General features: G+C 64.0%; 30 protein-coding genes and 2 pseudogenes. 19 read left to right on the top strand and 13 right to left on the bottom strand.

Features of this window, described 5'->3' with window-relative positions; translation table 11 throughout:
• Positions 1 to 12: 12 nt before the first annotated feature.
• Together AU465_RS34875 and AU465_RS34870 are read left to right on the top strand one after the other, a co-directional pair.
• Positions 13 to 339 (top strand): DUF1330 domain-containing protein, encoded by a 327-nt coding sequence (locus tag AU465_RS34875; RefSeq protein ID WP_192257841.1) that lies wholly within the window; start codon positions 13 to 15, stop codon positions 337 to 339.
• A gap of 115 nt (positions 340 to 454) precedes the next feature.
• Positions 455 to 991, top strand: a complete 537-nt coding sequence (locus AU465_RS34870; RefSeq protein WP_192257839.1) for a hypothetical protein — start codon at positions 455 to 457, stop codon at positions 989 to 991.
• A gap of 49 nt (positions 992 to 1,040) precedes the next feature.
• Here the strand turns inward: AU465_RS34870 and AU465_RS34865 are convergent, their stop codons facing one another.
• The gene (locus tag AU465_RS34865) at positions 1,041 to 1,514 is read right to left on the bottom strand and encodes an Lrp/AsnC family transcriptional regulator (RefSeq protein ID WP_192257836.1); all 474 of its coding nucleotides are present in this window, start codon (positions 1,512 to 1,514) and stop codon (positions 1,041 to 1,043) included.
• A gap of 102 nt (positions 1,515 to 1,616) precedes the next feature.
• Between AU465_RS34865 and AU465_RS34860 the strand changes: the two genes are divergently transcribed.
• From AU465_RS34860 to AU465_RS34830, 7 genes are all read left to right on the top strand, one after another.
• Positions 1,617 to 2,891, top strand: coding sequence for a diaminopropionate ammonia-lyase (locus AU465_RS34860; protein WP_192257834.1), 1,275 nt, complete (start codon positions 1,617 to 1,619; stop codon positions 2,889 to 2,891).
• Positions 2,892 to 3,085: 194 nt separating this feature from the next.
• A complete protein-coding gene (locus AU465_RS34855; protein WP_192257832.1) occupies positions 3,086 to 4,282 on the top strand; it encodes a diaminopropionate ammonia-lyase in 1,197 nt (398 codons plus the stop codon).
• Between the two features lie 23 nt (positions 4,283 to 4,305).
• Entirely contained in the window at positions 4,306 to 5,463 is a 1,158-nt protein-coding gene (locus tag AU465_RS34850) for a M20 aminoacylase family protein (protein ID WP_192257830.1), read from the top strand.
• A 320-nt stretch (positions 5,464 to 5,783) separates the two neighbouring features.
• Positions 5,784 to 6,326: an RNA polymerase sigma factor gene (locus AU465_RS34845; RefSeq protein WP_192257828.1), complete on the top strand. Its 543-nt coding sequence runs from the start codon at positions 5,784 to 5,786 to the stop codon at positions 6,324 to 6,326.
• 57 nt (positions 6,327 to 6,383) lie between these two features.
• The gene (locus AU465_RS34840; protein WP_192257826.1) at positions 6,384 to 8,504 is read left to right on the top strand and encodes an EAL domain-containing protein; all 2,121 of its coding nucleotides are present in this window, start codon (positions 6,384 to 6,386) and stop codon (positions 8,502 to 8,504) included.
• 89 nt (positions 8,505 to 8,593) lie between these two features.
• Positions 8,594 to 8,929: a hypothetical protein gene (locus AU465_RS34835; RefSeq protein ID WP_192257824.1), complete on the top strand. Its 336-nt coding sequence runs from the start codon at positions 8,594 to 8,596 to the stop codon at positions 8,927 to 8,929.
• A 131-nt stretch (positions 8,930 to 9,060) separates the two neighbouring features.
• Positions 9,061 to 9,636, top strand: a complete 576-nt coding sequence (locus AU465_RS34830) for a hypothetical protein (protein ID WP_192257822.1) — start codon at positions 9,061 to 9,063, stop codon at positions 9,634 to 9,636.
• Positions 9,637 to 9,696: 60 nt separating this feature from the next.
• Here the strand turns inward: AU465_RS34830 and AU465_RS37980 are convergent, their stop codons facing one another.
• The 6 genes and pseudogenes from AU465_RS37980 to AU465_RS34805 all read right to left on the bottom strand — a co-directional run bounded on the left by AU465_RS37980 (position 9,697) and on the right by AU465_RS34805 (position 11,476).
• Positions 9,697 to 9,972, bottom strand: a complete 276-nt coding sequence (locus tag AU465_RS37980; protein ID WP_192257857.1) for a DUF5071 domain-containing protein — start codon at positions 9,970 to 9,972, stop codon at positions 9,697 to 9,699.
• Positions 9,930 to 10,097: pseudogene (locus AU465_RS37975) on the bottom strand (DUF5071 domain-containing protein); the annotation flags it as partial. The pseudogene AU465_RS37975 and the gene AU465_RS37980, both read right to left, overlap by 43 nt.
• A gap of 80 nt (positions 10,098 to 10,177) precedes the next feature.
• Entirely contained in the window at positions 10,178 to 10,495 is a 318-nt protein-coding gene (locus AU465_RS34815) for a plasmid stabilization protein (RefSeq protein ID WP_192257820.1), read from the bottom strand.
• A 31-nt stretch (positions 10,496 to 10,526) separates the two neighbouring features.
• Positions 10,527 to 10,712, bottom strand: a pseudogene (locus AU465_RS37970) (hypothetical protein); the annotation flags it as partial.
• 34 nt (positions 10,713 to 10,746) lie between these two features.
• Positions 10,747 to 10,956: a hypothetical protein gene (locus AU465_RS34810; protein WP_192257863.1), complete on the bottom strand. Its 210-nt coding sequence runs from the start codon at positions 10,954 to 10,956 to the stop codon at positions 10,747 to 10,749.
• 25 nt (positions 10,957 to 10,981) lie between these two features.
• A complete protein-coding gene (locus tag AU465_RS34805; RefSeq protein ID WP_192257818.1) occupies positions 10,982 to 11,476 on the bottom strand; it encodes a hypothetical protein in 495 nt (164 codons plus the stop codon).
• Positions 11,477 to 11,870: 394 nt separating this feature from the next.
• On the opposite strand from AU465_RS34805, the gene AU465_RS34800 reads away from it, so the two are divergent.
• Positions 11,871 to 12,104 (top strand): hypothetical protein, encoded by a 234-nt coding sequence (locus AU465_RS34800; RefSeq protein ID WP_192257816.1) that lies wholly within the window; start codon positions 11,871 to 11,873, stop codon positions 12,102 to 12,104.
• On the opposite strand, the gene AU465_RS34795 is transcribed toward AU465_RS34800, so the two are convergent.
• Positions 12,082 to 12,993: an alpha/beta fold hydrolase gene (locus AU465_RS34795; protein ID WP_192257814.1), complete on the bottom strand. Its 912-nt coding sequence runs from the start codon at positions 12,991 to 12,993 to the stop codon at positions 12,082 to 12,084. The two genes, AU465_RS34800 and AU465_RS34795, sit on opposite strands and share 23 nt — an antisense overlap.
• Before the next feature lie 351 nt (positions 12,994 to 13,344).
• Between AU465_RS34795 and AU465_RS34790 the strand changes: the two genes are divergently transcribed.
• Positions 13,345 to 14,064: a Crp/Fnr family transcriptional regulator gene (locus tag AU465_RS34790; protein WP_192257812.1), complete on the top strand. Its 720-nt coding sequence runs from the start codon at positions 13,345 to 13,347 to the stop codon at positions 14,062 to 14,064.
• Positions 14,065 to 14,073: 9 nt separating this feature from the next.
• Here AU465_RS34790 and AU465_RS34785 read toward each other — a convergent pair whose 3' ends face one another.
• Complete coding sequence (locus tag AU465_RS34785; RefSeq protein ID WP_192257810.1) at positions 14,074 to 14,376, bottom strand: DUF982 domain-containing protein; 303 nt, start codon at positions 14,374 to 14,376, stop codon at positions 14,074 to 14,076.
• Positions 14,377 to 14,939: 563 nt separating this feature from the next.
• Between AU465_RS34785 and AU465_RS34780 the strand changes: the two genes are divergently transcribed.
• The 3 genes from AU465_RS34780 to AU465_RS34770 all read left to right on the top strand — a co-directional run bounded on the left by AU465_RS34780 (position 14,940) and on the right by AU465_RS34770 (position 17,757).
• Positions 14,940 to 15,929: an SDR family oxidoreductase gene (locus tag AU465_RS34780; RefSeq protein ID WP_192257808.1), complete on the top strand. Its 990-nt coding sequence runs from the start codon at positions 14,940 to 14,942 to the stop codon at positions 15,927 to 15,929.
• Positions 15,930 to 15,944: 15 nt separating this feature from the next.
• Positions 15,945 to 16,292 (top strand): hypothetical protein, encoded by a 348-nt coding sequence (locus AU465_RS34775; RefSeq protein ID WP_246506711.1) that lies wholly within the window; start codon positions 15,945 to 15,947, stop codon positions 16,290 to 16,292.
• A gap of 412 nt (positions 16,293 to 16,704) precedes the next feature.
• Positions 16,705 to 17,757 carry a YihY/virulence factor BrkB family protein gene (locus AU465_RS34770; protein ID WP_192257806.1) on the top strand — a complete coding sequence of 351 codons (1,053 nt, stop codon included), beginning with the start codon at positions 16,705 to 16,707 and terminating at the stop codon, positions 17,755 to 17,757.
• Positions 17,758 to 17,827: 70 nt separating this feature from the next.
• Here the strand turns inward: AU465_RS34770 and AU465_RS34765 are convergent, their stop codons facing one another.
• The gene (locus tag AU465_RS34765) at positions 17,828 to 18,037 is read right to left on the bottom strand and encodes a hypothetical protein (RefSeq protein ID WP_192257803.1); all 210 of its coding nucleotides are present in this window, start codon (positions 18,035 to 18,037) and stop codon (positions 17,828 to 17,830) included.
• Positions 18,038 to 18,190: 153 nt separating this feature from the next.
• On the opposite strand from AU465_RS34765, the gene AU465_RS34760 reads away from it, so the two are divergent.
• Positions 18,191 to 18,580, top strand: a complete 390-nt coding sequence (locus AU465_RS34760; protein ID WP_192257801.1) for a low affinity iron permease family protein — start codon at positions 18,191 to 18,193, stop codon at positions 18,578 to 18,580.
• Between the two features lie 6 nt (positions 18,581 to 18,586).
• On the opposite strand, the gene AU465_RS34755 is transcribed toward AU465_RS34760, so the two are convergent.
• Both AU465_RS34755 and AU465_RS34750 read right to left on the bottom strand, forming a co-directional pair.
• On the bottom strand, positions 18,587 to 18,931 hold the full coding sequence (locus AU465_RS34755; RefSeq protein WP_312891358.1) for a low affinity iron permease family protein: 345 nt from the start codon (positions 18,929 to 18,931) through the stop codon (positions 18,587 to 18,589).
• A 108-nt stretch (positions 18,932 to 19,039) separates the two neighbouring features.
• Entirely contained in the window at positions 19,040 to 19,552 is a 513-nt protein-coding gene (locus AU465_RS34750; protein ID WP_192257797.1) for a YciE/YciF ferroxidase family protein, read from the bottom strand.
• 273 nt (positions 19,553 to 19,825) lie between these two features.
• Between AU465_RS34750 and AU465_RS34745 the strand changes: the two genes are divergently transcribed.
• Positions 19,826 to 20,050, top strand: a complete 225-nt coding sequence (locus tag AU465_RS34745) for a hypothetical protein (RefSeq protein WP_192257795.1) — start codon at positions 19,826 to 19,828, stop codon at positions 20,048 to 20,050.
• Positions 20,051 to 20,696: 646 nt separating this feature from the next.
• Here the strand turns inward: AU465_RS34745 and AU465_RS34740 are convergent.
• Complete coding sequence (locus AU465_RS34740) at positions 20,697 to 20,900, bottom strand: CsbD family protein (protein ID WP_192257793.1); 204 nt, start codon at positions 20,898 to 20,900, stop codon at positions 20,697 to 20,699.
• A gap of 253 nt (positions 20,901 to 21,153) precedes the next feature.
• Here AU465_RS34740 and AU465_RS34735 point away from each other — a divergent pair, with 253 nt between their 5' ends.
• From AU465_RS34735 to AU465_RS34725, 3 genes are all read left to right on the top strand, one after another.
• Positions 21,154 to 21,567 (top strand): HD domain-containing protein, encoded by a 414-nt coding sequence (locus AU465_RS34735; protein WP_192257791.1) that lies wholly within the window; start codon positions 21,154 to 21,156, stop codon positions 21,565 to 21,567.
• A 275-nt stretch (positions 21,568 to 21,842) separates the two neighbouring features.
• Positions 21,843 to 22,052 carry a cold-shock protein gene (locus tag AU465_RS34730; protein ID WP_192257789.1) on the top strand — a complete coding sequence of 70 codons (210 nt, stop codon included), beginning with the start codon at positions 21,843 to 21,845 and terminating at the stop codon, positions 22,050 to 22,052.
• Positions 22,053 to 22,152: 100 nt separating this feature from the next.
• Entirely contained in the window at positions 22,153 to 22,395 is a 243-nt protein-coding gene (locus tag AU465_RS34725; protein WP_246506713.1) for a hypothetical protein, read from the top strand.
• The last annotated feature ends 146 nt before the right edge of the window (positions 22,396 to 22,541 follow it).

Below are 22,541 nucleotides of genomic sequence, written 5' to 3'. Positions count from 1 at the left end.
AGGAGACCAGCCATGACCGCTTACCTTATCGCCGACATCAAGGTGAAGGACCCGAAATGGATACCGGACTACGCCGCTTCGGTTCACGACCTCGTCCACAAGCATGGCGGCAAATATCTGGCGCGCAGCGGCAATGTGAAGACGCTCGAGGGCAAGCCGCTCGACACCACTCTGATCGCGCTGATGGCCTTCCCGTCCGAAACGGCGGCGCGCGCCTTCACCAATGATCCGGCCTACGCACCCTTCGTGTCGGCCCGTCAGGGCGGCAGCGACAGCCGTTTCCAGCTGATCGACAACACCGATCTGGCTGGAACGATTTCGTATCTGCCGAAGGGATGATCGGCGGCCGCCGCATCGAATCCGGGATCATCAAGCACAGACAGCCACGGCGCTTGCCTGTCGCGCCGCCGTATTTCCGGCGGCCGGCCAGCCGGGCTCTTTCAGGAAGAACGGAATGAACATGACATCAAACTTTTGGAACAGGCTTCTCATGGCCGCAGCCGCGCTGTCGGCCTGCACAACCCTCGCGCAGGCGCATCAGGACGCGGCTGCATCCGTGTCCGTCGCCAGCCCGCTGGCCGACAAGGTACGGGCGGCCAACAGCCGGTTTCTCGACGTCAAGGCCGCAACGGCCGAGGGCTATGCGCCCATTCCCTGTGCCAGCGGCATCACCGGCGGCGCCATGGGCATCCACTATGTCAACGGCCAGTATCTGAAGGAGGACAAGGTGGATATCGCCCGTCCCGAAGCGGTGATGTACGAGCCGATGGCCGACGGCACGCTGAAGCTGGTGGCGGTCGAATACATCACCTCGAAGGGGCCGGCATCGCTCGAGGGTCAGCTGTTCAACTTCAACAGCGCGCCCAACCGTTACGGTCTGGGTGAGTTCTACGAACTGCATGTCTGGGCCTGGAAGGGCAATCCGACCGGCACCTTCGCCGACATGAACCCGAAAGTGTCGTGCGAACACGCGGCGGTGCCGACCCGGTAAAAATCGGCACCAGGCGGCGATCTGCCGCCTGGTGTTCGAGCGGATACGCTCACCCCACCGGCACTTCCAACCCCATCTTCACCCGATCCATCGCAACAAAAGTGCGAAAACGCTTGACGTTGTTGTTCTCGAAGAACAGCCGCCGGGTCAGCGCTTCGTAGTCGGCCATAGTCGCCACGGTGACGACGAGGATGAAGTCGGCCTCGCCGGTCACGTAGTAGCACTGCTGCACTTCCGGTACTGCGGCGAAGCCGCGCTTGGCGGCGTCGATCAGCTCGGCCCGCTCGCTCTCGACTTCGACCTCGACGAAGATCGTGATCGGATGCCCGACCTTGGCCGGATCGACCAGCGCGACATTGGCGCGGATGACACCGCGCTCCTCCATGCGTCTGATGCGCCGCTGCACCGCCGGCGCCGACAGGTTCACCGCCTCGCCGATCATGCGCTGCGGCGTGGTGTTGTCCTTCTGCAGGATGGAAAGGATCGCGCGGTCGAAGGCGTCGAGATCGGGCAAGACTGGCATTTGGCGGCATCCGGATGAAACAAACTTGCAATCAGATGGCCGAAACAGAGCGCATTTCCCGCTCACTCCGCAATAGAGTTCAGCACCTCGGAGAAAAACGCCATGATGCTGCTCAACCAACGTCCCGAACACAACCAGCCGCTGGTCGCGGCCGATGCCGCGACGCTCGGCATCGCCGGCGCAGACCAGGCGGAGCGCTTTCTCATGGCGCGCGACAGCCATGCCGAGACGCCGCTCTATGCCTTGCCGGCGCTGGCCGGCGAGCTTGGCATCGCCACGCTGCATGTGAAGGATGAGGGCAAGCGTCTTGGCCTCGGCAGCTTCAAGGCGCTTGGCGGCGCTTATGCCGTCATGCGGCTGGTGCTGGAAGCGGCCGGCAAGCGGCGCGGCCGCACAGTCGATATCTCGGAATTGCATAGGCCGGATGTGAAGGCGACTGCCGCCGGCATGACTTTCGCTTGCGCGACCGACGGCAATCATGGACGCTCGGTGGCGCAAGGGGCCGGCTTGGTCGGCGCGCGGTCCGTCATCTTCGTCCATTCGGGCGTCAGCAACGAACGTGTGGCCGCCATCTCCCGCTTCGGCGCCGAGATCGTTCGCGTCGCGGGCGATTACGACCAGTCGGTCGGGGAAGCCGCCCGCGTCGCCGCCGAGCGCGGCTGGACCGTCGTCTCCGACACATCCTGGCCGGGCTACGAACGCATACCGGGACTTGTGATGCAAGGCTACACTGTGATCGTACGCGAAGCGCTGAAGCGCTTGCCTCGGCCGCCCACCCACGTCTTCCTGCAGGCCGGCGTCGGCGGCTTCGCCGCGGCTGTGGCTGGCCACCTCGCCATCATGCTTGGTCAGGATCGGCCGAGGGCAATCGTGGTCGAGCCGGCCCGCGCGGCCTGCATCTATGAAACCGCAAAGGCCGGGCGTCCAATCGCGATTGCGCACAGCAAGCCCACAGTGATGGCGATGCTCGAATGCTACGAGCCGTCGCTCGTCGCCTGGCGCGTGTTGTCGCGGATCGGCGACGCTTTCATGACCGTGGACGAGGAAGATGCGGTTTCGGTGATGAACCGCTTGGCGCGGCCTTCGGGCAATGATCCGGCGATCGTCTCCGGTGAAAGCGGCGGGGCGGGGCTCGCCGGGCTGATCCGCGCTGCCGGCGATGAGAAGATGCGGGCAGCACTTCACCTCGATGCGCATTCGCGTGTGCTCATCATCAACTCCGAAGGCGCGACCGACCCCGGCCGCTATGCCGAGTTGGTTAGGATGGCGCCGGAAGAAGTTGCGCGGGCGAGCAACATGACGATCAACGCCGACGGCGAGCTTGTCGCGGGCGCCGACGTCCTGCTCGGCGTCACCGCCAGGCTGGCGGCCGACTGACCGGAAGAGAAGAAAACGCGGATGACTGACTTTGACCCGGGCCAATACCCCCAAAAATAGTGCGGTCGATGGCGTCGAGTTCTGCCAAGGCTGGCATCTGGCGACATCCGGATGAAACAAACTTCAATCACTTAGCCAAATCAGAACGCAATTTTTGCGTGCGCCAACAGTCAGTGCCTTGAAGAAAGAACGCCATGATGCTGCTCAACCAACGTCCCGAATACAACCAGCCGCTGGTTGCAGCCGACGTCGACGCTCTCGGCGTGGCGGGCGCTGCCCGGGCCGAGCATTATCTCAAGGCGCGCGACAACCATGCCGAAACACCGCTGCACGCCTTGCCGGCATTGGCCGATCAACTCGGCATCGCCGCCCTGCATGTGAAGGATGAGGGTCAGCGTCTTGGCCTTGGCAGCTTCAAGGCGCTGGGCGGCGCCTATGCGGTCATGCGGCTGGTGCTGGAAGAGGCGAGCAAGCGCCTCGGCCGCGCGGTCGATGTCGACGAGATCGGCGACGTAAGAGTGCGCGAGATCGCCTCGGGCATGATCTTCGTCTGCGCCACCGACGGCAACCATGGCCGTTCGGTGGCGCAGGGCGCCGGCCTGGTCGGCGCACGTTCGGTTATTTTCGTTCATGCCGGCGTCAGCGCCGAGCGTGTCGTGGCCATCGCCCGCCTCGGCGCCGAGATCGTGCGGGTCGAAGGCGGCTACGATCATGCGGTGCGTGAAGTCGCCCGGGTCGGCGCCGAGCGCGGCTGGAAGATCGTCTCCAACACGTCCTGGCCGGGCTATGAGCGCGTCCCCGGCCTGGTCATGCAGGGCTATACGGTGATCGTGCGCGAGGCGCTGCGGCATCTGGCCGAGCCACCTACGCATGTCTTCTTGCAGGCCGGCGTCGGCGGCTTCGCGGCGGCGATTGCCGGCCATATGGCGGTTCTGCTTGGTGGACGGCGGCCGAAAGCCGTGGTGGTCGAGCCGACGCGATCGGCTTGCGTCTACGCCTCGGTGCAGGCCGGACGTCCGATAACGATCGCACATCAGCAGCCGACAGTCATGACGATGCTGGAATGCGCGGAGCCGTCCCTGGTCGCCTGGCGCGTGCTGGCGCGCGTCGGCGATGCCTTCATGACGGTGAACGAAGAGGACGCAGTCTCGGTGATGAAGCGGCTGGCGCGACCCTTGGGCAACGATCCGGCGATTGTCTCCGGCGAGAGCGGCGGGACGGGGCTCGCCGGGCTGATCCGCGCCGCGGGCGACAAGGACATGCGCGCGGCACTCGGTCTCGATGCCAATTCCCGCGTGCTGATCATCAACTCCGAAGGGGCGACCGATCCCGGCCGCTATGCCGAACTGGTCGGGATGGCGCCGGAAGAGATGTTCCTGCAGACTGCCTGAGACAAAGGCTTGGGAGCACGACGATGGCTGAAGTCGACCTCGACGCACTGCATCGCGAGATGGCGGCGTGGCGGCACGACCTCCACGCACATCCCGAATTCGGCTTCGAGGAAAAGCGCACCGCTGCCTTCGTGGCGGAGAAGTTGCGCGCGTTCGGGCTGGAGGTCGCCGAGGGCGTCGGCGGCACCGGCGTCGTCGGCACGTTGACCAGGGGCAGCGGCAACCGCGCGATCGCGCTGCGCGCCGACATGGATGCGCTACGCATCGCCGAGCAGGGCACTCAAGCCTGGCGCTCGCGGACGCCCGGCACCATGCATGCCTGCGGCCATGACGGCCACACCGCCATGCTGCTCGGCGCAGCCAAACTGCTTGCCGAAGAGGGCGACTTCGACGGCACCGTGCGCTTCATCTTCCAGCCGGCCGAGGAATGGGGCAGGGGCGCGCTCGCCATGCTCGACGACGGCCTGCTCGAGCGCTTCCCCTTCGAGGAGATTTTTGGGCTGCACAACATGCCGGGCCTGCCAGTCGGCCATTTCGAGACCCGGAGCGGTCCGGTCATGTCGGCCGAGGACAATTTCGAGATCGTGCTGAAAGGTCTGGGTGGCCATGCGGCGCGCCCGCATGCTGGACAGGAGACGCTGGTCGCCGCCTGCGCGCTGGTCGTCAACCTGCAGACCATCGTCTCGCGGCGCCTGAGCCCCGCCGATATCGGCGTCGTCTCGGTCACCGAGCTCATCACCGACGGCACCCGCAACGCGCTGCCGGGGCTGGCCCGCATCCTCGGCGATTGCCGCAGTTTCCGCCCCGAAGTGAGCGCGGCCATCGAAAAGGAAATGCGCCGCATCGCCGAAGGCACGGCCCAGGCCTATAATGTCGCGGCACAAGTCACTTACACGCGTGAGTTCGTGCCTTTGATCAACGACGCAGCCTTGGTCGACGAGGCTTTCGCCGCCGCGCGGCAGATCCTGGCCGACGATGCCGTTGGCATCGCGGCGGAGCCGATGACGGCCTCGGAGGATTTCGCGCGTTTCCTGGCCGAAGTGCCCGGCTGCTTCGCCTTCCTCGGCAACGGCAATTCCGCGCCGCTGCACAACCCGGCTTATGACTTCAACGACGAAGGCCTGCTCCATGGCGCGCGCTTCCACGCGGCGGTGGTGAGGCGGCGGCTGCCGGCGCTGTGAAGCACCGGCGATTGGCGAAAGCGGCAGAGCGCGCCGCCAGGGCCGCATTCCCCAAAACTCTGTTCCGCCGCGCCCAAGCGTGCCCACCTTGTCTCGGCTAGACACACGATCGTCGGATGATCGGCGGAAGGAACAGGCGATGAAGAAGACTTATGAAAAACCGACGCTCGAGAAGCGCCAGAAACTGTCAAGCGTGACGGCCGTCATTGTCGTGTCGACACTCAGCTGAAACGAAGTCCTTGCATCTTCGGCGTCGCACCGCGAACCCGGTTCCGGCCGGGGCCGCGGCCGCGACGATCAACAGAGGCGGCCGTGCCGGTATGGACGAGAAGAAAGCGGCGATCCTGGACGAGATACCGCGTCTGCGCCGCTTCGCGCGCTCGCTTTCCCGCGACCGCGATCGTGCCGACGATCTCGTCCAGGATTGTCTCGAGCGGGCGCTCACGCGTCTCGACAACTGGCAGAGCGGAGAAAGCCCGAGACAGTGGCTGTTCACGATCATGCGGCATCTGTTCATCGACCAGTTGCGCAGGGCGAACCGGCGCGGCGACGCCGCGGTCCTGCCGCTGGAAGCCGGCGAAGCCCAGGCTGTGCCGGCCGACCAGGTCGAGAGCGTTGCATCGCGCGAGATCATGGATGCCTTGCAGGCGATCGGCCCGAACCGGCGAGCGGTGCTCCTCCTGGTTGGGATCGAAGGGTTTTCCTACGTCGAGGCCGCCAATATCCTCGGCATTCCGGTCGGCACGCTGATGTCGCGGATCGCGCGCGGCCGCGAGGAACTGCGCGGCTTGCTGGATCGCTCGATGGCTCGCGGACTGGCGCGCCGCGTGCAGCCGCCGGCAATCGCGGACACGCCCCGGTAACCCTTTCTTCTCTGGTTTCATGCAGGATGCCCGAACGGGGGGCAGGCAAACCAGGGCATGGCAGACGACGAGAAACGTAAGGGCGAATTCTGGGCGCTGGCGCTCGACCGTGCCCAGCTCGGGCTTTGGGACTGGAACCTGTCCACCGGCGACTGCTACTATTCGCCGACCTGGTGGAGGATGCTGGGCTATGCCGAGGGCGAGCTCGCCAACACCTCCGATCTCTGGCTGAAGCTTACCCATCCCGACGACCGCGAGCGGGCGCTGGCGAGCGGCGACCGCCACATCGCCGGCCACACCGAATCCATCGAGACGGAACTGCGCCTGAAGCACAAGGACGGCCACTGGGTCTGGGTGCTCGACCGCGGCGGCATCGTCGAGCGCGACGCCGAAGGCAAGCCGCTGCGCCTGATGGGCGTGCAGACCGACATCAACAGGCAGAAGGAGGCCGAGGCCGCGCTCGAGCAGATCAATGTCCGTTTCCGCCTCGCGCTCGCCGCCAGCGGCACCGGCATCTGGCACCACGACATCGGCACCAGCAAGAGCTATTGGGACGCCCGCACCCGCGAGATCTTCGGCCTGATCAGCGATACCGACGAGGTGACGGCCGGCCTCTGGCACACCTATCTCCATCCCGACGACAAGGACGCCACCGAGCGCGCACACCTGCCGCCGCCGGGCTCGCAGAGCGTTACGGCGACCCAATATCGCATTATCCGGCGCGACGGCGAGATCCGCCATGTCGAGTCGCTGGTGCGCTTCATCGCCGGCGTCGGCTCGGCCGGCCAGATCCTCGGCACCGTGCGCGACATCACCGACGAGAAGAAGCGCGCCGAGGAGCTAGCCTACGCCGCCCACCACGATGCGTTGACCGGGCTCTGGAACCGCTCGGCCTTCGACCGGCTGCTCGCCGAAAACATCGGCGCCACGGACCGGCTGCCGCTCGCCGTGTTCTATGTCGACCTCGACTACTTCAAGGCGCTCAACGACTATGCCGGCCATGCCGCAGGCGATGTCGCGCTGAGGAGCGTCGCCGCCGGCATTCGCGCCAGCCTGCCGTCTTCGGCGCATGCCGCGCGCCTCGGCGGCGACGAGTTCGCGCTGCTGGTGCCGAACTGCAATGACGCTTGCGCCGAACGGCTCGCCCGTGCGGTGCTCGCCGCCGTGCGCGACGCAGACCTTGGTTCCGCCGCGACGTCCCGCAGGTTGGCGGCCAGCATCGGCATCGCTTTCGTGCGCGATCCCAGGACGACGGTGGCCGATGCGCTCGCCTGTGCCGACGACGCCTGCTACGCCGCCAAGGCCGGCGGGCGCGACCGCTTCGCCGTGTTCTCGGCCGAAACGGCTTCCGGAGCGGGCGGCCTCAATGCCGCGCGGCTCGCCGCCGATCTGGTCGATGCCATGGAGGACGGCAGGCTGAAGCTCTTCGGCCAGGAAATCCATCGCCTGGGCAGGCCCTGGGAAGACAGCCGCCATGTCGAGGTGCTGGCGCGGCTCCAAGCGCGCAGCGGCAGGCTGATTCCGCCTGGCGAGTTCATTCCGGTGGCCGAACGCTTCGGCCTAGCCGCTCGGCTCGACCGCTGGATCATCCGCAGGGCGCTATCGCGCCATGGCAAGGCGATGCTTTCGGGCGCTATCTCGCTCGGCGTCAACCTGTCAGCGCAGACGCTCTCCGATCCGCAGCTTTGGGATTTCGTCGACGCGGCCATAGCCGAGAGCGGCGCTCCGCCCGCCGGCATCGGCTTCGAGATCACCGAGACCGCCGCCGTCACCAATTTCGCCGCGGCGGAAGAATTCGTGCGCAAGGCCAGGCTGCGTCATTGCCGCGTCAGCCTCGACGACTTCGGCGCCGGCATGAGCTCATTCGAATATCTGCGGCGCTTTCCCATCGACGCCATCAAGATCGACGGCTCCTTCATCGAGCACATCGCCGACAGCCGCTTCGACCGCGAGATCGTCTCAGCGATCGCCGGCATCGCCCGCAGCATGGGGGCCGCGGTGGTGGCCGAGAAGATCGAGGAAGGCAGCGCGCTGGAGGTCCTCATGGGCATGGGAATCGGTCATGGCCAGGGCTATCTCCTGCACAGGCCGGAGCCGCTCGAGGTGGTCGTGGCGCGGGCGGTCGGTGGCGCGGCGCCGCTTGAAAGACGGCAAGCCCGAATGGGCGGTATCAAATAAGCAACCGCTAAAATTGCAGTCACTCGTTTAAGGGCGCCGTAATCCGGCGAGGCAATGATCCGCACCGGCAATAAGATCGGAGCGACGAGATGAAGAACCTTCCCTTGCTGGCGGCAACCGCAATCGGCCTGCTCGGCATCCTTGCAGCGCAGCCGTCCTTCGCGGGCTCGGACCATGGCGGCCAGGTGACCGCGGCGTTGCCGGACGACAATGACGACCAGGGCGCCACCGCCGGCAATGACGGCGACCACGATGTCGCCGAGAATGACGAGGCCGATCATGACAGCGACGGCGTCGAGTCGGGCTCGCATGAGGACGACCAGGGTGACGACGAGGATGGCGATCACCAGGGCGGCGATCACGACGGCGGCAGCCACGACGGGGGCGACGGCGGCCACGATGGCGGGGACGGCGGCGACGACTGACGATCGGCGCTGAAGCCGCTGAGCGGTGGCGCCTCAGGAAATTCTTAGGACTGTTCGGCTACTGCCTGCCGAACCGGCTTTTGCTTTGCTCAAGGCATGACGTCTTGGCTCGACTATCCGGCGCCCGTTCCATGACGGACGGGGTGCCGTTAAGGGCAGCAATGTCTTCACCTCCCGCGCTGAACAACGCCGCCCTTCCGATCCTGCAGCAGCCACGCCCGGCGTCGCCGCCGAGATCGGTTGCTGACAGTCTTGTCGCGAGCCTCAATCGCGGCGCCGGACCCGATGGTTCCGGCGCCGGCGCGCCCATGATGCAGGCGCAAGCCGAAATCTCTCGATCCACGTTCAGCGTCAACAGCCTCAACATCACGGCGACGAAAGTGCGGTTGATGGAGCGGGCAGGCAAGGAGTTTGGCATCGACCAGGGCGATTACGAATCCGTGACTTCCTACGGTTCGGCCGTCGGCAATGCCGTCGAGGCCTTGAAACGCCAGACTCCCGCCGCGATCGTCGAAATCGAAAGGCAGCTTGGCCTGGATCAGCTCGGCATTGCGCTCGATATGCTGGTCAATGCAATCGTCGATCCGCAAGGCAGCGACAGGCTGGACGCCGCGCTGGAGCAACACCTAGACGGCATCCCCAAGGATGTGGCCACCTCGCTTCAGTCGGACGAGATTGGGCTGTACGGCGGGTCTTCGTCATCCTAGGGCGAAGCAAGGAGCGAAGCGACGCGACGCGACGCAGACCCTAGGATCGAGGGCGTGCCCCTAGTCAAGCTTATGGAAATTTCCGCCGAGGATATCGCGGGCAAGTTCACGCACTCCCTCCTTCGATGATCCTGCTGCAGCCAATTGTTCGAGTTCGTCCCGCAGGCTATCGGCGAGGGACGGAGAGTAAGCAACGACACAGTTAAGTATCCAATAGATCCAGATGTCGTCGTTGCCGCGCAGGATTTCACGTAGATACGGGGCGAGAGGCCACCGATGCCGGCGATCACCGGCTGGAGTTCTTGAGCGACAGGCCAGTTCATGTCCTGCAGCCATTCGAGGAGTTGAGGCAGGATTGGTTCAATCGCAGGGTAGCCCAACTCTTTCAACGCGCCGACTCTGTCCGTGCCGAGCTTGTCGACGGGCACAAGCGCCAGGAGAGCCTGTTCGGACGATCTCATCCCCTCACCGTTAGCGAAAAACGCCATGGGCGCTTTTCGTGCCCTTGGCGTTTCTAGCAGCCGATAAGAGGAAAGGTCCATCAATGATGCGCGTGGCTCTCATTGCGCTTGCGCGTGGCCGCCGCCTTCTTGGCTGAAGCCGAGCGCTGCGCAGCCGGGCGTTCGCCGGAAGCCTTGCCGCCCATCCGGCCGCCCTTATGCGCCGCCGGATTGCCGGTGTGCTTGCCGCGGCCGGAGCCGCCTTCCTTCTTGCCGCCGGCATCGTCCTTGTTGACGGTCGCCCAGGCGCGCCGCTCGGCTTCCTTCTCGGACACGCCGCGCTTCTCATAGCCTTCGGCGATGTGGTCGGCCTTGCGTTCCTGCTTGTCGGTGTATTTCGATTTGTCTCCGCGTGGCATTTTTCTTCTCCTATTGCGCTGAGTGAAATCCTCAAGAACCCTTCTTCTTGGCGACGTCGCTGAGGTCGGACCGCTCCGGATCCTTGTTGTTCTCGCCAGCCGCGTCGCGGTTCTTGTCGGGATCATCCTTCGGCGGCAGATAGCCGGGAGGACGGTTTTTCTTCGGTCCCTCCCAGCGCGGCCATTGCTCGTTGTTCCGGGGCGTCCCGGGCGTGGTGCGTTGCTCATGCCTGTCTCACTTTCTAGAAGGCTCAGCCCTCGGCCTTCATGGTGCGTGCGATCCTCAGCAGCTTGTCGCGATCATGCCCGTGCTCGCGGATCAGTTCGCTCGCCTGCATGGGCGACAGGTCGGTGTTCTCCGCCAGGAACCGCACATCCGGATCGTCGCCGCCCTTGGTCGGCAACTTGCCCGAAGGCGGTGCGTCGGCAGCACCTGGTCGGTGCGGGATTTTGCTGTTCATCGCAGTCTCCTTTGCTGTCCTGCCGTCAACTCGCCGCTTCCGACTGCTTGCGGCGCGCCTCCTTCTTGCGGCGCAGCGCCTCGTCGGTTCCGACGATGTCCTTCGCGCCGCCGCTGATGGCCGTCGAGACGACCGCGGGCGGATCGCTGGCTGGGAAACTGTCCACCAGGCCGGACTGCAGCTGCTCTTCCAGCGTCTCCGGGTTCTCGGAGCGCCCCGCCGTGCGGCGTTCGTCGATCTCTTCCAGGTCGTACTTGGCGTCGGGATGTTCACGCACATTGCGCAGCGTCGACACCACAAGCTCGATCGCGAACTCCTTCATCGCCTCGCCGTCCGGCGCGGCGACGACGGTTTCCTCGATGAGGCGCAAGAGCGACGTCTCGATCTTGTCCAGCTCCTTCATACCCTGGCAGCGCGCCAGCCTTTGGGTCAGCGAATGGATCAGCAGCGGAGCGAAAGTCGAATACGCATGCATGCGCGTCTCGTCGACGCGATCGGGGTGAAGTGTGTGCACGGACATCGGTGCCTCCGTTGAAACGTCCCAGCCGGGCGGCGGCGAGCCGCGGCGTGTTTCTGAGGAACCGAGGGGAGGGGAAGAAGTTCCAATCACGGGAGAGCGCCGTACCCGGAGGCCGCGTCCGCGACCCGATAGCGCCGTCCAGCGCTTAATGAGGGGCCACGGTCCGAACCGTTCCTGCGACTGAAGTCCGAGCAGCCCGCGCATTGGACCGGCGGCGGCAACCAAAGCGGAAGCTTCGAGTTGGTGAGCGGTCGTCGATGGACCCCCTCCGTCGGCGGCATTTTGGGTGTCCGCCATTCCGCGCAACGGCGGGCACCCAAGACCGTCGGAACCCGAAAGCCAAACCATCGGAATAAGGAAGCCGCGTTGCCGGTTTCGAAAGCGAGACGACGTTTTGACCTCTTTTTCTGCCAAGCCCAAGCAGCGAAACGCTGAAAGCCACCCTGCGAACGACAATCACCTCTCCGCTCTCGCCGACACCTCGATCCTCGAATTCATCATTGATGATGACGACGTCGCCGACATCGCCAGGCGCGCCGAACGCCTGGGCAATGGCGTGGTGATCGTGATGGCGCTCTGCCTGATCGTTGCGCCGGCGATCTATCTCACCTTGGCCTACGGCCTGTAGCAGGCAGCAGAAAATCGCCGAGCCTGGCGGCGGTCTCGGCCGGCGCCTCCTCGGGAAAGAAATGCCCGCCGGGCATCGGCCCGCCGCTGACATTGTCGGCCCACTCCCGCCACAGCGCCAGCGGTCCGCCTTCTCGTGCGTACCATTCGGCGAGCGCGCCATGTCCGCTCCATAGCACTAGCACCGGGCAGCCGATGCGCCGGCCGGCTGCCTGGTCCGCATGGTCGTGCTCGCGGTCGAGCGTCGCTGCCGCACGGTATTCCTCGCAGATGGCGTGGACATGGGCCGGATCGCGCAAGGCTTCCATGTAAGCCTGCCGCACCTCGGCGGGAAAGGCGGCGGGCGAGGAGCCCCAACCTCCCAGCGCATTGTCGACGATCGCCTCCGCGGCTGCGGCCATGATCGTCTCCGGCAGCGGCTCGGGTTGCGCCAGCAGCGACCAGGGCCAATAGCCCAGCGCCAGCCGGGCGTCGGCCCGGTCCCAGGCATCGGCGGTGGGTATGATGTCGAGCACGGCAAGCTTCTCGATGCGGTCGGGATGGTCCAGCGCCAAGCGATAGGCCACGCGCCCGCCGCGATCGTGGCCGGCAACCATGAAGCGGGAAAAGCCGAGCTTCGTCATCAGCGCCGCGAGGTCGGCGGCCATGGCGCGCTTTGCGTAAGGCGCATGGTCCGGATAGGATGGCGGACAGGAGCTTTTCCCGTAGCCGCGCAGGTCGGCGCAGACGACGCTGAATCGGTTGGCGAGCTTCAGCGCCACGTCGCGCCACATCAGATGCGTTTCCGGAAAGCCATGCAGCAGGAGCAGCCCCGGGCCGCTGCCGGCCGCCCGAATGAATATCTGTGCCTCGCCCGTATCGATGTGCGCGCTTTCGAAATCGTCGAACATGCCTGGCCTCCCGCAGGCGGAACGGCGGACGGCGGGGGATGGTTGCCGCGGCTGCGGGCCGAAAAGGGTTTTCTCGGATGGCGCCTTCCGATGTTCTGCTCCAGGTGGACTCGAGTGTGAGGGAAGCCTTGAATATCGGGTCTCTCTTGCCGTTCCGCACCTTGACGGTGAGAAGCGGTCCATCGAGAGCATCTCCGGCAACTTAGACGTTCAATCCGCGCGCGCGATCATAGTTCCCACGGGCTGGTGGGCAGGGTGAATTTGCTTGCCGGCGCCTCGTTGCGCCTGTCCACTGCAACCGGCCCGGCTCTCCAACGTTAGGTATTGCGAATGCACAACAGGGCGGGCCGGATGCTGGAATCGCTTTATCTCAACCTGGGTCAGCACGATGCTCTCTCCAAAAACGAGAAGGCGTTGCTGGCCGACGCCATGTCGGTCGAGAAGTATTTCGTCACCGGCGAGGATATCGTCGTGGAAGGATCGAGGCCGACCGTCAGCACGCTGATCGTCGACGGGCTCGCCGCACGCTACAAAGTGCTTGAGGATGGCGGGCGGCAGTTCACCTCGCTGCAGGTGGCTGGCGATTTCGTCGACCTCCATGCCTTTCTCCTGAAGACCATGGACCATGGCATCATGGCGCTCTCGCCCTGCCATGTCGTCGTGGCCGAGCACAGCAAGCTGCGCGCGATAACCGAGCAGGCGCCGCATCTCACCAGGCTGTTGTGGCTGGACACGCTTGTCGACGGCGCCATCCACCGCGAATGGATCGTGGCCATGGGGCGCCGTTCCAAGACCTCGCATCTGGCCCATCTCATCTGCGAGTTGTTCGTCAGGCTTCAGGTCGTGAAGAAGACACAGGACATGAGTTTCCATCTGCCGCTGTCGCAAGCCGAGCTCGCCGATGTGCTCGGCCTCTCGGTCGTGCACATGAACAGGGTCATCGGCACGCTGCGGCGCATGAACGTGATCAACTGGGTGAACCACACGATCACGATCCTCGACTGGCCGCGTCTCGTCGGGATCGCGGAATTCGACCCGACCTATCTCAGCATGAGCAACGAGCCGAGATGAGGGCCTGCTTCAGGCTGGCGGCTTCTTGCGGTCGCGCGACCAAAGCTGGTCGAGCATGGTGAGCGCGGCGCTGGGATCGGCCGGTTTCAACAGACCTTGCCGGGCCGCGGCCTTTTTGAACGCAGCGAAGGCTACAGCCGGACGGCAAATGCCTGCCATGGCGTTGTCCACCAGCCGCGCCGCCGCGAGATAGTCCGGCGCCTCTTTGTCCTTCCATGCCCCGTTCAGCGCCTTCTTCGCGTCAGCGATCGTGGAAACCACCATCGAGCCGCCATTGGCGAAGCGGATGGTGAGCGGCAGGAACCGGCTCATTGCCCGTCACCATCCGAACCATTCATGCGCGCGCCAGGCGAGGCCGGCGAACGGCGCCGCGGTCAGCACCGCCGCCGCCAGGATAAAAAGGGGATTGTCTGTCCGAAGGAATTTCATGTTGCCTCCACGAGGGTCGGGATCGCCATAAACGAAGATGCCGCCGGCCGGTTGCATTGATCGGCCAGGGCAGGCGCAGGGCGGGCTACATATTGCTTGCTGGCCGGATCGGCGGCGCCGGACGATGCGGTGGGCGCGGCCGCGGCCTTAACGGCACGTCGGCGAGCGAGGCCCGTATCGGCCTGAAAGGGCCGGTTGGCGCGGCACGCTGGCGCAGAAATGCGGCCGATAGCTTGCCGATCAGATTTCGAAAGTCCACGGAACTCACCTCCTGGAGAGTCCCCCCAACTCGCAACCGCATAGCACCTGTGACGACCGTCGGCATTTAACTTTGATGTACTGGGCGCCATGCTGCTTCATGGCGGCCGACCCGAGGAAAGCCAACCTTTTCCACCGGCGTGCGTTGTCTATTGGAAGGTGATGACGAATGTGGAAGGAGATGACGAATGCCGACCGGCGCCCGATCGAAAACCGATAGCTCGAAGACGGTGAGCCGGCAGCGGAGCGTGCAGCGCCAGGCCGACGCCACCGACCGCGCCAGGTCGAACGGCAAATCCGGATCGCAAGGCGCCATGCAGGCGGGCGCTAGGCAATATCCGGTGCCGCCCTTCCCGAAGCGGCACCATCCGAAACCCGGCGAGGAATGGGCGATCGAGCCGGCGCCGCTCTATGACGCGCCGTTCTGGCAGGGCTCGGGCAAGCTGGCCGGCAAGGTGGCGCTGATCACCGGTGGCGATTCCGGCATCGGCCGCGCTGTCGCCGTGCTCTTCGGGCGCGAAGGTGCTGACGTCGCAATCGTCTACCTCAGTGAGGATCGCGACGCCAAGGCGACGAAAGCGGCGGTCGAGGCGGAAGGCAGGCGCTGCGTCACGCTTCGCGGCGACGTCGCCAGGCGGGCCTTCTGCCGCAAGGCGGTCGAGCAGACGGTTAAGAAGCTCGGCCGCCTCGACGTGCTGGTCAACAACGCCGCCTTCCAGGTGCATTCAGCCGATTTCGCCGACCTCACGGAGCAGCATTTCGACACTACGCTGAAGACCAATCTCTATGGCTATTTCCACATGGCGCAGGAAGCCATGCCGCACATGAAGCCAGGCTCGGCGATCATCAACACCGGCTCCGTCACCGGCATCGAGGGTTCGAAGGAACTGGTCGACTATTCGATGACCAAGGGCGGCATCCACGCCTTCACCCGGGCGCTTTCCGGCAACCTCATCGGCAAAGGGATTCGCGTCAATGCGGTGGCGCCCGGTCCGGTGTGGACGCCGCTCAACCCGTCGGAGAAGAAGGCCGAGGACGTTGCCCAATTCGGCGCCAAAACGCCGATGAAGCGGCCCGCCCAGCCGGAGGAGATCGCCCCGGCCTATGTGTTTTTGGCCTCGCCGCAGTGCTCGAGCTACATCACCGGCGAGATCCTGCCGATCATCGGGGGTTACTGAACCCAGGAGGATCCAATGAAGAAAGCACTTCTTGGCTTCGCCCCACTTCTTGGCTTCGCCATTGTCCTGATGTCGGGCCCGATGTTGGGAATGACTGCCGCGGCCCAGACCCAGCCGCAGAATCCGAAGATCGAGGACTGCCAGGTCAAGCCGGACGACAATGCGACGCCGAAGCAGAACGGCGAGCAGCCGAAAGCCCAGGCCGATGATCAGTCCAACAACCTTTCCGCCAGCCTGGCGCCTTGCGGCGGTGTGCTGAAGCCTCCGCCCACCGGCGACAAGAACGCCACCGTGCCGCCGTCCAACACCAGCCAGATGCCAGTGATCAAGCCGGGCGAAGTCCCGCCGCAGACCCCGAAGTAGAAAATCGGCCTCGCGTGAAACCTTTCCAATCCGCGCGAGTTGACGAGGTGTAGTCCCCGGGACACCGAGCTACTCCCACGACTGTCGCCCCGGCTTCTCCCAGCCGGGGCGGTTTTTTGTGATCCCTGGGCGTGGAACGAACGCTCCCAGCTTTGTCTCCAATCAGTGTCGAAGTCTTCCGGTTCGGCCCCCACGGAACAATCGGGCTCGCGCCGAATTGACCTCAGCGGGCCGCGTTAGCCGGACCTGGTGGTAAAGAGAACAGGGTTTGGTTTCTCCGGCTTCACACCCTGGCCAACGAAATGGCAGTCGAGCTCTTGTCCCACCCGGCCCGCCTAATTCGGGCGACCGCGCATGGCAGAACGTCCACTATCCGAACCTGCATCTCCCGTTGGAAATAGACGGTGAGAACATGCCGCGCTGGTTCCGGGAAGCCTGGGTTCTGCTGAAAGAGGGCGTCACCGGTTATCTCGACGACAATGCGCTGAGCCATGGCGCGGCGATGGCCTTCTACGCCGCGACCTCGCTGGCGCCGATCGTTCTGATCGTCTTGGCGATCGCGGGTATCGTCATCGGCAACGACGCCGCGCAGCTCGCGCTTTCGGCAGAATTCGCGGGCGTGATGGGCCCGCAGAGCGCCGACCTCCTCAAGGCAACGATCGAGACCGCCTCGCATCGCGGGTCGAGCACGCTGGCCGCCATTATCGGGCTAGTCACTCTCCTCGTCACCGCCTCCGGCGTCTTCGGCGAGATGCAGCAGTCGCTGAATGAGATCTGGAAGGTCAGGCCCAATGGCATTTCGCTTTCGCGCCTTGTGCGGGCGCGGGCGGCGAGCCTCGGTCTGGTGGCCGCGCTCGGCTTTCTGCTTCTGGTGTCGCTCGCGGCAAGCACGGCGATCTCGGCGCTGGGCGAATACATCAACCAGCACGTGCCTTTCGGCGAGCTGACCGTGAGCGCGATCAATACCGTCGTCTCCTTCGTGCTGATCGCGCTGCTCTTCGCCGCGATCTACAAAGTCCTGCCGGACCGCAGGCTCAAATGGCGCGACGTCGGCGTCGGCTCTATCGTCACCGCGCTGCTGTTCACCATCGGCAAGTCGCTGATCGGCTGGTACATCGGCACCAGCGCCATCGCGACTTCCTATGGCGCCGCCGGCGCGCTGATGGTGGTGCTGGTCTGGGTCTACTACTCGGCCCAGATCTTCCTCTTCGGCGCCGAGATCACCCGCGCTTATTCGGTGCGGCGCGGCAGCCGGCAGGATCTCGCGCCGGTGATGGCCGCCAACACCGGGAAAGGACGGGAGCAGCCGGAAGCGGCCGTCAGGTCCACGGTCGCCGAGAGCGTCCCGGCGGCGGACGTTGCGGCGCGGCGAGCCGCAACATCGGCCGGCGAAGTCGGGATCTGGATCGTCATCAGCAGCTTGATCACGCTGCTTATCACGCAGGTCCGGCGCCGCAGACCTTAAGTCTCTGCTCCGTGCCGCGAACCAAGAAGGCGGGCGACGCGCCCGAATTCCGTTCGCCGCGAGACCGACCCTAGCGCTCCTCCTGACGCTTTTCGATTTCGTAGGAGAGCCAGCGGCAGAACATGCCGACGATCGATGTCGCGGCGCCGCCGAGCAGGCAGGCAATCAGCACCGGGCTTTGGGATGCGCTCGACCAACTGACGGCGGCCAGCAAGGCCACGCTGACCGTCGAGACAAGATAACCTATGCCCTTGAGCAGATGCAGCGCCGGTCTGGTCATCCTAACCCCCTTTGCAGATGGAACAATTAGCCTCGACTGAAGTTCCATCTCCGCAGTGTCCCTCCAAGGTAGCTGCCGGCCGGCGGATACGTCCGGTCGGGCCTGCGCTTTGCAAAAGGCGCAGGCCTTGGCGCCGCGGAGTGACAGGGTTTCATGCATCGACCGCTTTATTTCCTTGCCGGGTTTTTTTCCAAACCGCCGGGGTTTTATGTCCTGCTGACGGCTGCGCTGACTTGTGCCGTCGTCGCCAGCGCCTCTCTCGGCACCTACATCGTCTCGATCTCGGCATTGGCGCTCACCGGCGTCGTGCTGATCCAGAACGCGCGCGACACGGCCGCCATGCAGGCCAAGCTCAACGAGATCATCGTTGCGCTGGAGGCTGCTCGTAATGAGGTCGTCGGCCTCGAGCATGAATCGCCGGAGGCCATAAACGAGGAGCGGGAAAATATCGAAACGCGTGCCGCCGCTGTCGCGGGCGTGCGCGCTTCCGGGCCTGCGTCCGGGAGCAGGCGGAATGCGCAAACGCCATCCGCAATTCGGTGAACACCCCTAGGCGTCGGCCATCCGTTTTTTCTTGGCTTCCGCGCAGCGGGCGCGGAACTCTTCCACCTCGGCCTCGGTGAGATGCTCGATGCCGATGAAGTCGTTCTTGGCGTGGCCTGCGCGGATCAACTCGTCGAGTTTTGCCTGGATGGCGGCCCCGTCGCGGTTTTGCGTGTTCTGGATCAGGAACACCATCAGGAAGGTGATGATCGTGGTGCCAGTGTTGATGACGAGCTGCCACGTTTCCGAGTAGTGGAAGACCGGCCCGGTCGCCGCCCAGAGAACGACGGACGCCAGGCAAAGGGCAAAAGCCCACGGCCTGCCGGTGGCGTGCGCGACGGCCTCCGCCATTCGATTGAATGTCTTTTCCATATGCCGATCTGAGCGGTGTTACGAGCCCCGGTGAAATATCGCCAGGGCTCGAGGAAGGAGGGGATTGAGGGAAGCTCCTACCTTCCGCTACGCCGCCTCGGCAGCGACGTTGACGGCGGATTCGGCAAGTTCGGTGAGCGCGGCGTCGGTCTCCTTCTCCTCGCCGAGGGTCTTGTCGAGTAGGTTGACCGCCTCGGTAAGCCCGAGTTCAGAGGCCCAGGTCCTGAGCGTGCCATAGCGCGAGATCTCGTAGTGCTCGACCGCCTGGGCCGCCGCCAGCAGGCCGGCGTCGAGGGAGGGCGAGCCCTTGTATTCCTCCATGATCTCGGCACCCTCCTCGGTGATGCCCATGATCGCGGCGCAGGTCTTGCCGACCGGCTTCTTGTCGATCACCTCGAACACTTCCTCGAGCCGCGCGACATGTTCCTCGGTCTGGTCGCGATGCTTTTCGAAAGCAGCCTTCAGGTCGTCGCTTTGCGCCGCCTTGGCCATCTTGGGAAGCGTCGCGAGAATCTTCTTCTCGGCGAAATAGATGTCCTTCAGCGTGTCGTGGAAAAGTTCGTTCAGGCCTTTCTTCGAGGCTGATTTGGTCGTTGCCATACCTTGGATCTCCTGATGGGTTGGTCAGCCTCAACTCGGCCTGAAACGACTTGTTCCAGAAAGAATTTCAGCGATGACAAAGCCGAAAACGATCATTTGTTATTGACATCGTTTTTGGCGCTCGGTGCGGGCTGAGGATGTGAGATCAGCGCTCACATAGCCAGAGTTGCTGGCGCTTGGGGAAAGCGTGGCCGGCCTTGCAAGCCATTGAAACCTTATGGAGTCGAATGCGTTGCCTCACGTATCGATCGATCGCGGGAGGAAACCATCACGATGTTGAAGACAGGCCCAGGTTGGGAGCAGGCCTATGAACCGCTCGAATTCGCCCAAAAGCACGGCCTGACGCTGAAGCAGGCCGAGATCGTCATCCATACCAATGGACCGTCCAAGCATAAATGCGATCTGGCAGCGCCGATCTTTCTCAAGGCGTTGAAGGAACTCGCGAAGAATCGCGAAAATCGGTCGCCGGCGCGCGGCCGGCTCAGCGCCGATCTTTGAGGAACCGCGCCTCGCGCAGCAGCGAAGGCCAGTCGGTTCCGATCAGCCTGATCAACTCGCGAGCCTCGTCCTCCGAGATGTCCGCATCCTTCGCCAGCCGGTGCGCGAGCAGCTAAACATCGGCGTCCTTCTGCGAGACTGCCTTCCGATTGAGAAGCGGGTCGAGCGACCATAGTCGCGGCCGGGGGCACCGGGTAATGGTGACCGAGGGCCTAGGCGCGCAGATGAATGTATTCTGTCGGGAGCGATGAGCGCCTCATCCAAGCGCTGGCGAGGGCTAGCGCTTCCGCTTTCCGCTGTCCGGAACCTTGGACCCCGATGCCTCATGCGCCTCGCGCATGATCCGCAGCGCTTCTTCGGGGGTAAGACCGCACTTGCGGGCAAAATAAACTGCCTCGGTAGCCTCCGACCGGGAGGCTGTCGCTATGGCCGACAGGGCCGGTCTCGATTTCTTCTTGGCCATCGATTCACCGTGCCATGAATCATTTAGTCAGCTAATATAGCACCATTGTTCACAAATCCAAATTTCGGGCTTTTCGCGCTGCGGGCAAAGCAATGTTCGTATCGGCATCAATATGTCGATTGCGAGCTGGAAAAGGGGTTGTGTCGTACCACACAGTCCCTCTTCGTCGACGGTGGAAACCGTCTACCAACCCTGCCGGCGCGCCCAGTCGTCGATCTCACGGCGGACGCGATCCTTCTCGATGCCGTAGCGCTCCTGGATCTTGCCTTCGAGCTGGTCGCGCTTGCCGGCGATACGGTCGAGGTCGTCGTCTGTGAGCTTGCCCCACTGTTCCTTGACCTTGCCCTTCACTTGCTTCCAATTCCCTTCAATGCGGTTCCAATCCATGGTGTGATCTCCTTCGTTTTTGCACAACGAGCTAACGGCGGCACTGCCCGGAGGTTCCTGTTTCCGGCCGACGCTGGAAACGCGACATGGCGAGGGAACATTTAGACGCTATTGATGTTTTTCTTCACGGCGCGCAGTCCCCACACCCCAGCGAAAGGCGCGCTGATGGACTGGGTATCCAGAGCCCGATCCAGCCCGCCTCGGATATCCACGCCGGGGCGGGCTTCCAAAATTTGAGAGATCGAGAGAGATCATGCTTTACCAGGCGGCGAAGATCGCTGAGGAGGCCCATCGCGGCCAGAAAGACAAGACCGGTCGCCCCTATGTCGAACATCTGAGACGCGTCGCCGACGCGGTCGAAACGCTGGATCAGAAAACCGTCGCCTACCTGCATGACGTGGTCGAGAAAGGCGAGGGGTGGACGCTCGATCGGCTCGAGGCGGCTGGCTTCGGCTTTGCGGTCGTCGCGGCCGTCGACGCACTGACGAGAAGAATGGACGAAAGCGAGCAGGACTTCATCTGCCGTGCGGCGTCCAACGAACTCGCGCTGCCGGTCAAGGAGGCGGACCTCAAGGATAATCTTTGGCAGGCGCACCAGGCAGGCGTTTCGCCGGCGAAATACGAGATCGGGCTCTACTTGCTCGATGGATTGAAAGCCGACGCATAGGCGTCGCGTCCGGGACATCCGCTGCGCGGCCAACGGCCTCGATAAGTGCTAGGAGCTTGAAAACAGCAGGAAAAATCCGGCGCTCTGCAAAGTATTGTGCCGGTCTCTCTTGCCGTCATCAAAATTCAGCGCTATATACAGATACATCGATCTTGTTGAACGAACGTTGTTTCCGCGCCGTAGCGCTCTGACGATCTTCCCTCTCAATTTCGAAAAGTGCGGCGCTTGGTCAGAACCAGGCGGCGATAATTTGCGTCGATTTGAAAGGAAATCGCATGAACACTGGAACTGTGAAGTTTTTCAATTCCACCAAGGGCTTTGGTTTTATCGAAGTGGGCAACGGCCAGCCGGACGTGTTCGTCCACATCTCGGCCGTGGAGCGCGCCGGCATGCGTTCGCTGGTCGAGGGCCAGAAGGTAAGCTTTGACATCGTCAAGGATAACCGCAACGGCAAGAGCTCCGCGGAAAACCTCCAGGCTGCCTGATCGCAACGTTTCGAGGTCTTTGACCACGGATGTACTGGCATTGGCCGTCGAGGCGTATGGGAGAAGGTCGGGCTTTGCCCGGCCTTTTTTATTGAGAAAGATGAAAGCAATGAAGCGCATACCGGAACCCGGGCTGTTCAAGCCGAATCCGTCGCGGACCGAGGCGAAGGGTGACATGACCAGTCGTGTCGCTCGGCAGATTGTCGATCTGGAAGCGGCAGCAAGGATTGCCAAGACGGAGCGCCTGCGCGCCGCCAGGCTGGCGCAGGAAGCCGAAGTGCCTGCAGCCGCGCCCAAGAAGCCCGCCCGAAAACGTCAGGCCAAGGGGCTTGACCGGCGGTAGTGGGTCAGTTTGAAATCTAGCCGGTACGTCGGAGCGCGTTGTTCAGGAGCGCGGCCATCAGGCCGTCCTCTGTTTCGATCCCGCTCTCATAGTGCGCTAGTGGTTCTCGCCTGACATAAGAGTCCGGCTTGGGATTCCCTTTCGCG

The sequence above is a fragment of the Mesorhizobium silamurunense genome, from assembly GCF_014843905.1.
Lineage (GTDB): Bacteria > Pseudomonadota > Alphaproteobacteria > Rhizobiales > Rhizobiaceae > Mesorhizobium > Mesorhizobium silamurunense.
The sequence above is the reverse complement of the archived record's forward strand: the minus strand, read 5'-3'. Positions and strand labels throughout refer to the sequence as shown.

Excerpts from the sequence above, each read along its gene's own strand:
- AU465_RS34875 (WP_192257841.1), top strand. The coding sequence starts at position 13 with ATGACCGCTTACCTTATCGCCGACATCAAGGTGAAGGACCCGAAATGG.
- AU465_RS34870 (WP_192257839.1), top strand. The coding sequence starts at position 455 with ATGAACATGACATCAAACTTTTGGAACAGGCTTCTCATGGCCGCAGCC.
- AU465_RS34865 (WP_192257836.1), bottom strand. The coding sequence starts at position 1,514 with ATGCCAGTCTTGCCCGATCTCGACGCCTTCGACCGCGCGATCCTTTCC.
- AU465_RS34860 (WP_192257834.1), top strand. The coding sequence starts at position 1,617 with ATGATGCTGCTCAACCAACGTCCCGAACACAACCAGCCGCTGGTCGCG.
- AU465_RS34855 (WP_192257832.1), top strand. The coding sequence starts at position 3,086 with ATGATGCTGCTCAACCAACGTCCCGAATACAACCAGCCGCTGGTTGCA.
- AU465_RS34850 (WP_192257830.1), top strand. The coding sequence starts at position 4,306 with ATGGCTGAAGTCGACCTCGACGCACTGCATCGCGAGATGGCGGCGTGG.
- AU465_RS34845 (WP_192257828.1), top strand. The coding sequence starts at position 5,784 with ATGGACGAGAAGAAAGCGGCGATCCTGGACGAGATACCGCGTCTGCGC.
- AU465_RS34840 (WP_192257826.1), top strand. The coding sequence starts at position 6,384 with ATGGCAGACGACGAGAAACGTAAGGGCGAATTCTGGGCGCTGGCGCTC.
- AU465_RS34835 (WP_192257824.1), top strand. The coding sequence starts at position 8,594 with ATGAAGAACCTTCCCTTGCTGGCGGCAACCGCAATCGGCCTGCTCGGC.
- AU465_RS34830 (WP_192257822.1), top strand. The coding sequence starts at position 9,061 with ATGACGGACGGGGTGCCGTTAAGGGCAGCAATGTCTTCACCTCCCGCG.
- AU465_RS37980 (WP_192257857.1), bottom strand. The coding sequence starts at position 9,972 with ATGGCTGCAGGACATGAACTGGCCTGTCGCTCAAGAACTCCAGCCGGT.
- AU465_RS34815 (WP_192257820.1), bottom strand. The coding sequence starts at position 10,495 with ATGCCACGCGGAGACAAATCGAAATACACCGACAAGCAGGAACGCAAG.
- AU465_RS34810 (WP_192257863.1), bottom strand. The coding sequence starts at position 10,956 with ATGAACAGCAAAATCCCGCACCGACCAGGTGCTGCCGACGCACCGCCT.
- AU465_RS34805 (WP_192257818.1), bottom strand. The coding sequence starts at position 11,476 with ATGTCCGTGCACACACTTCACCCCGATCGCGTCGACGAGACGCGCATG.
- AU465_RS34795 (WP_192257814.1), bottom strand. The coding sequence starts at position 12,993 with ATGTTCGACGATTTCGAAAGCGCGCACATCGATACGGGCGAGGCACAG.
- AU465_RS34790 (WP_192257812.1), top strand. The coding sequence starts at position 13,345 with ATGCTGGAATCGCTTTATCTCAACCTGGGTCAGCACGATGCTCTCTCC.
- AU465_RS34785 (WP_192257810.1), bottom strand. The coding sequence starts at position 14,376 with ATGAGCCGGTTCCTGCCGCTCACCATCCGCTTCGCCAATGGCGGCTCG.
- AU465_RS34780 (WP_192257808.1), top strand. The coding sequence starts at position 14,940 with ATGCCGACCGGCGCCCGATCGAAAACCGATAGCTCGAAGACGGTGAGC.
- AU465_RS34775 (WP_246506711.1), top strand. The coding sequence starts at position 15,945 with ATGAAGAAAGCACTTCTTGGCTTCGCCCCACTTCTTGGCTTCGCCATT.
- AU465_RS34770 (WP_192257806.1), top strand. The coding sequence starts at position 16,705 with ATGCCGCGCTGGTTCCGGGAAGCCTGGGTTCTGCTGAAAGAGGGCGTC.
- AU465_RS34765 (WP_192257803.1), bottom strand. The coding sequence starts at position 18,037 with ATGACCAGACCGGCGCTGCATCTGCTCAAGGGCATAGGTTATCTTGTC.
- AU465_RS34760 (WP_192257801.1), top strand. The coding sequence starts at position 18,191 with ATGCATCGACCGCTTTATTTCCTTGCCGGGTTTTTTTCCAAACCGCCG.
- AU465_RS34755 (WP_312891358.1), bottom strand. The coding sequence starts at position 18,931 with ATGGCGGAGGCCGTCGCGCACGCCACCGGCAGGCCGTGGGCTTTTGCC.
- AU465_RS34750 (WP_192257797.1), bottom strand. The coding sequence starts at position 19,552 with ATGGCAACGACCAAATCAGCCTCGAAGAAAGGCCTGAACGAACTTTTC.
- AU465_RS34745 (WP_192257795.1), top strand. The coding sequence starts at position 19,826 with ATGTTGAAGACAGGCCCAGGTTGGGAGCAGGCCTATGAACCGCTCGAA.
- AU465_RS34740 (WP_192257793.1), bottom strand. The coding sequence starts at position 20,900 with ATGGATTGGAACCGCATTGAAGGGAATTGGAAGCAAGTGAAGGGCAAG.
- AU465_RS34735 (WP_192257791.1), top strand. The coding sequence starts at position 21,154 with ATGCTTTACCAGGCGGCGAAGATCGCTGAGGAGGCCCATCGCGGCCAG.
- AU465_RS34730 (WP_192257789.1), top strand. The coding sequence starts at position 21,843 with ATGAACACTGGAACTGTGAAGTTTTTCAATTCCACCAAGGGCTTTGGT.
- AU465_RS34725 (WP_246506713.1), top strand. The coding sequence starts at position 22,153 with ATGAAAGCAATGAAGCGCATACCGGAACCCGGGCTGTTCAAGCCGAAT.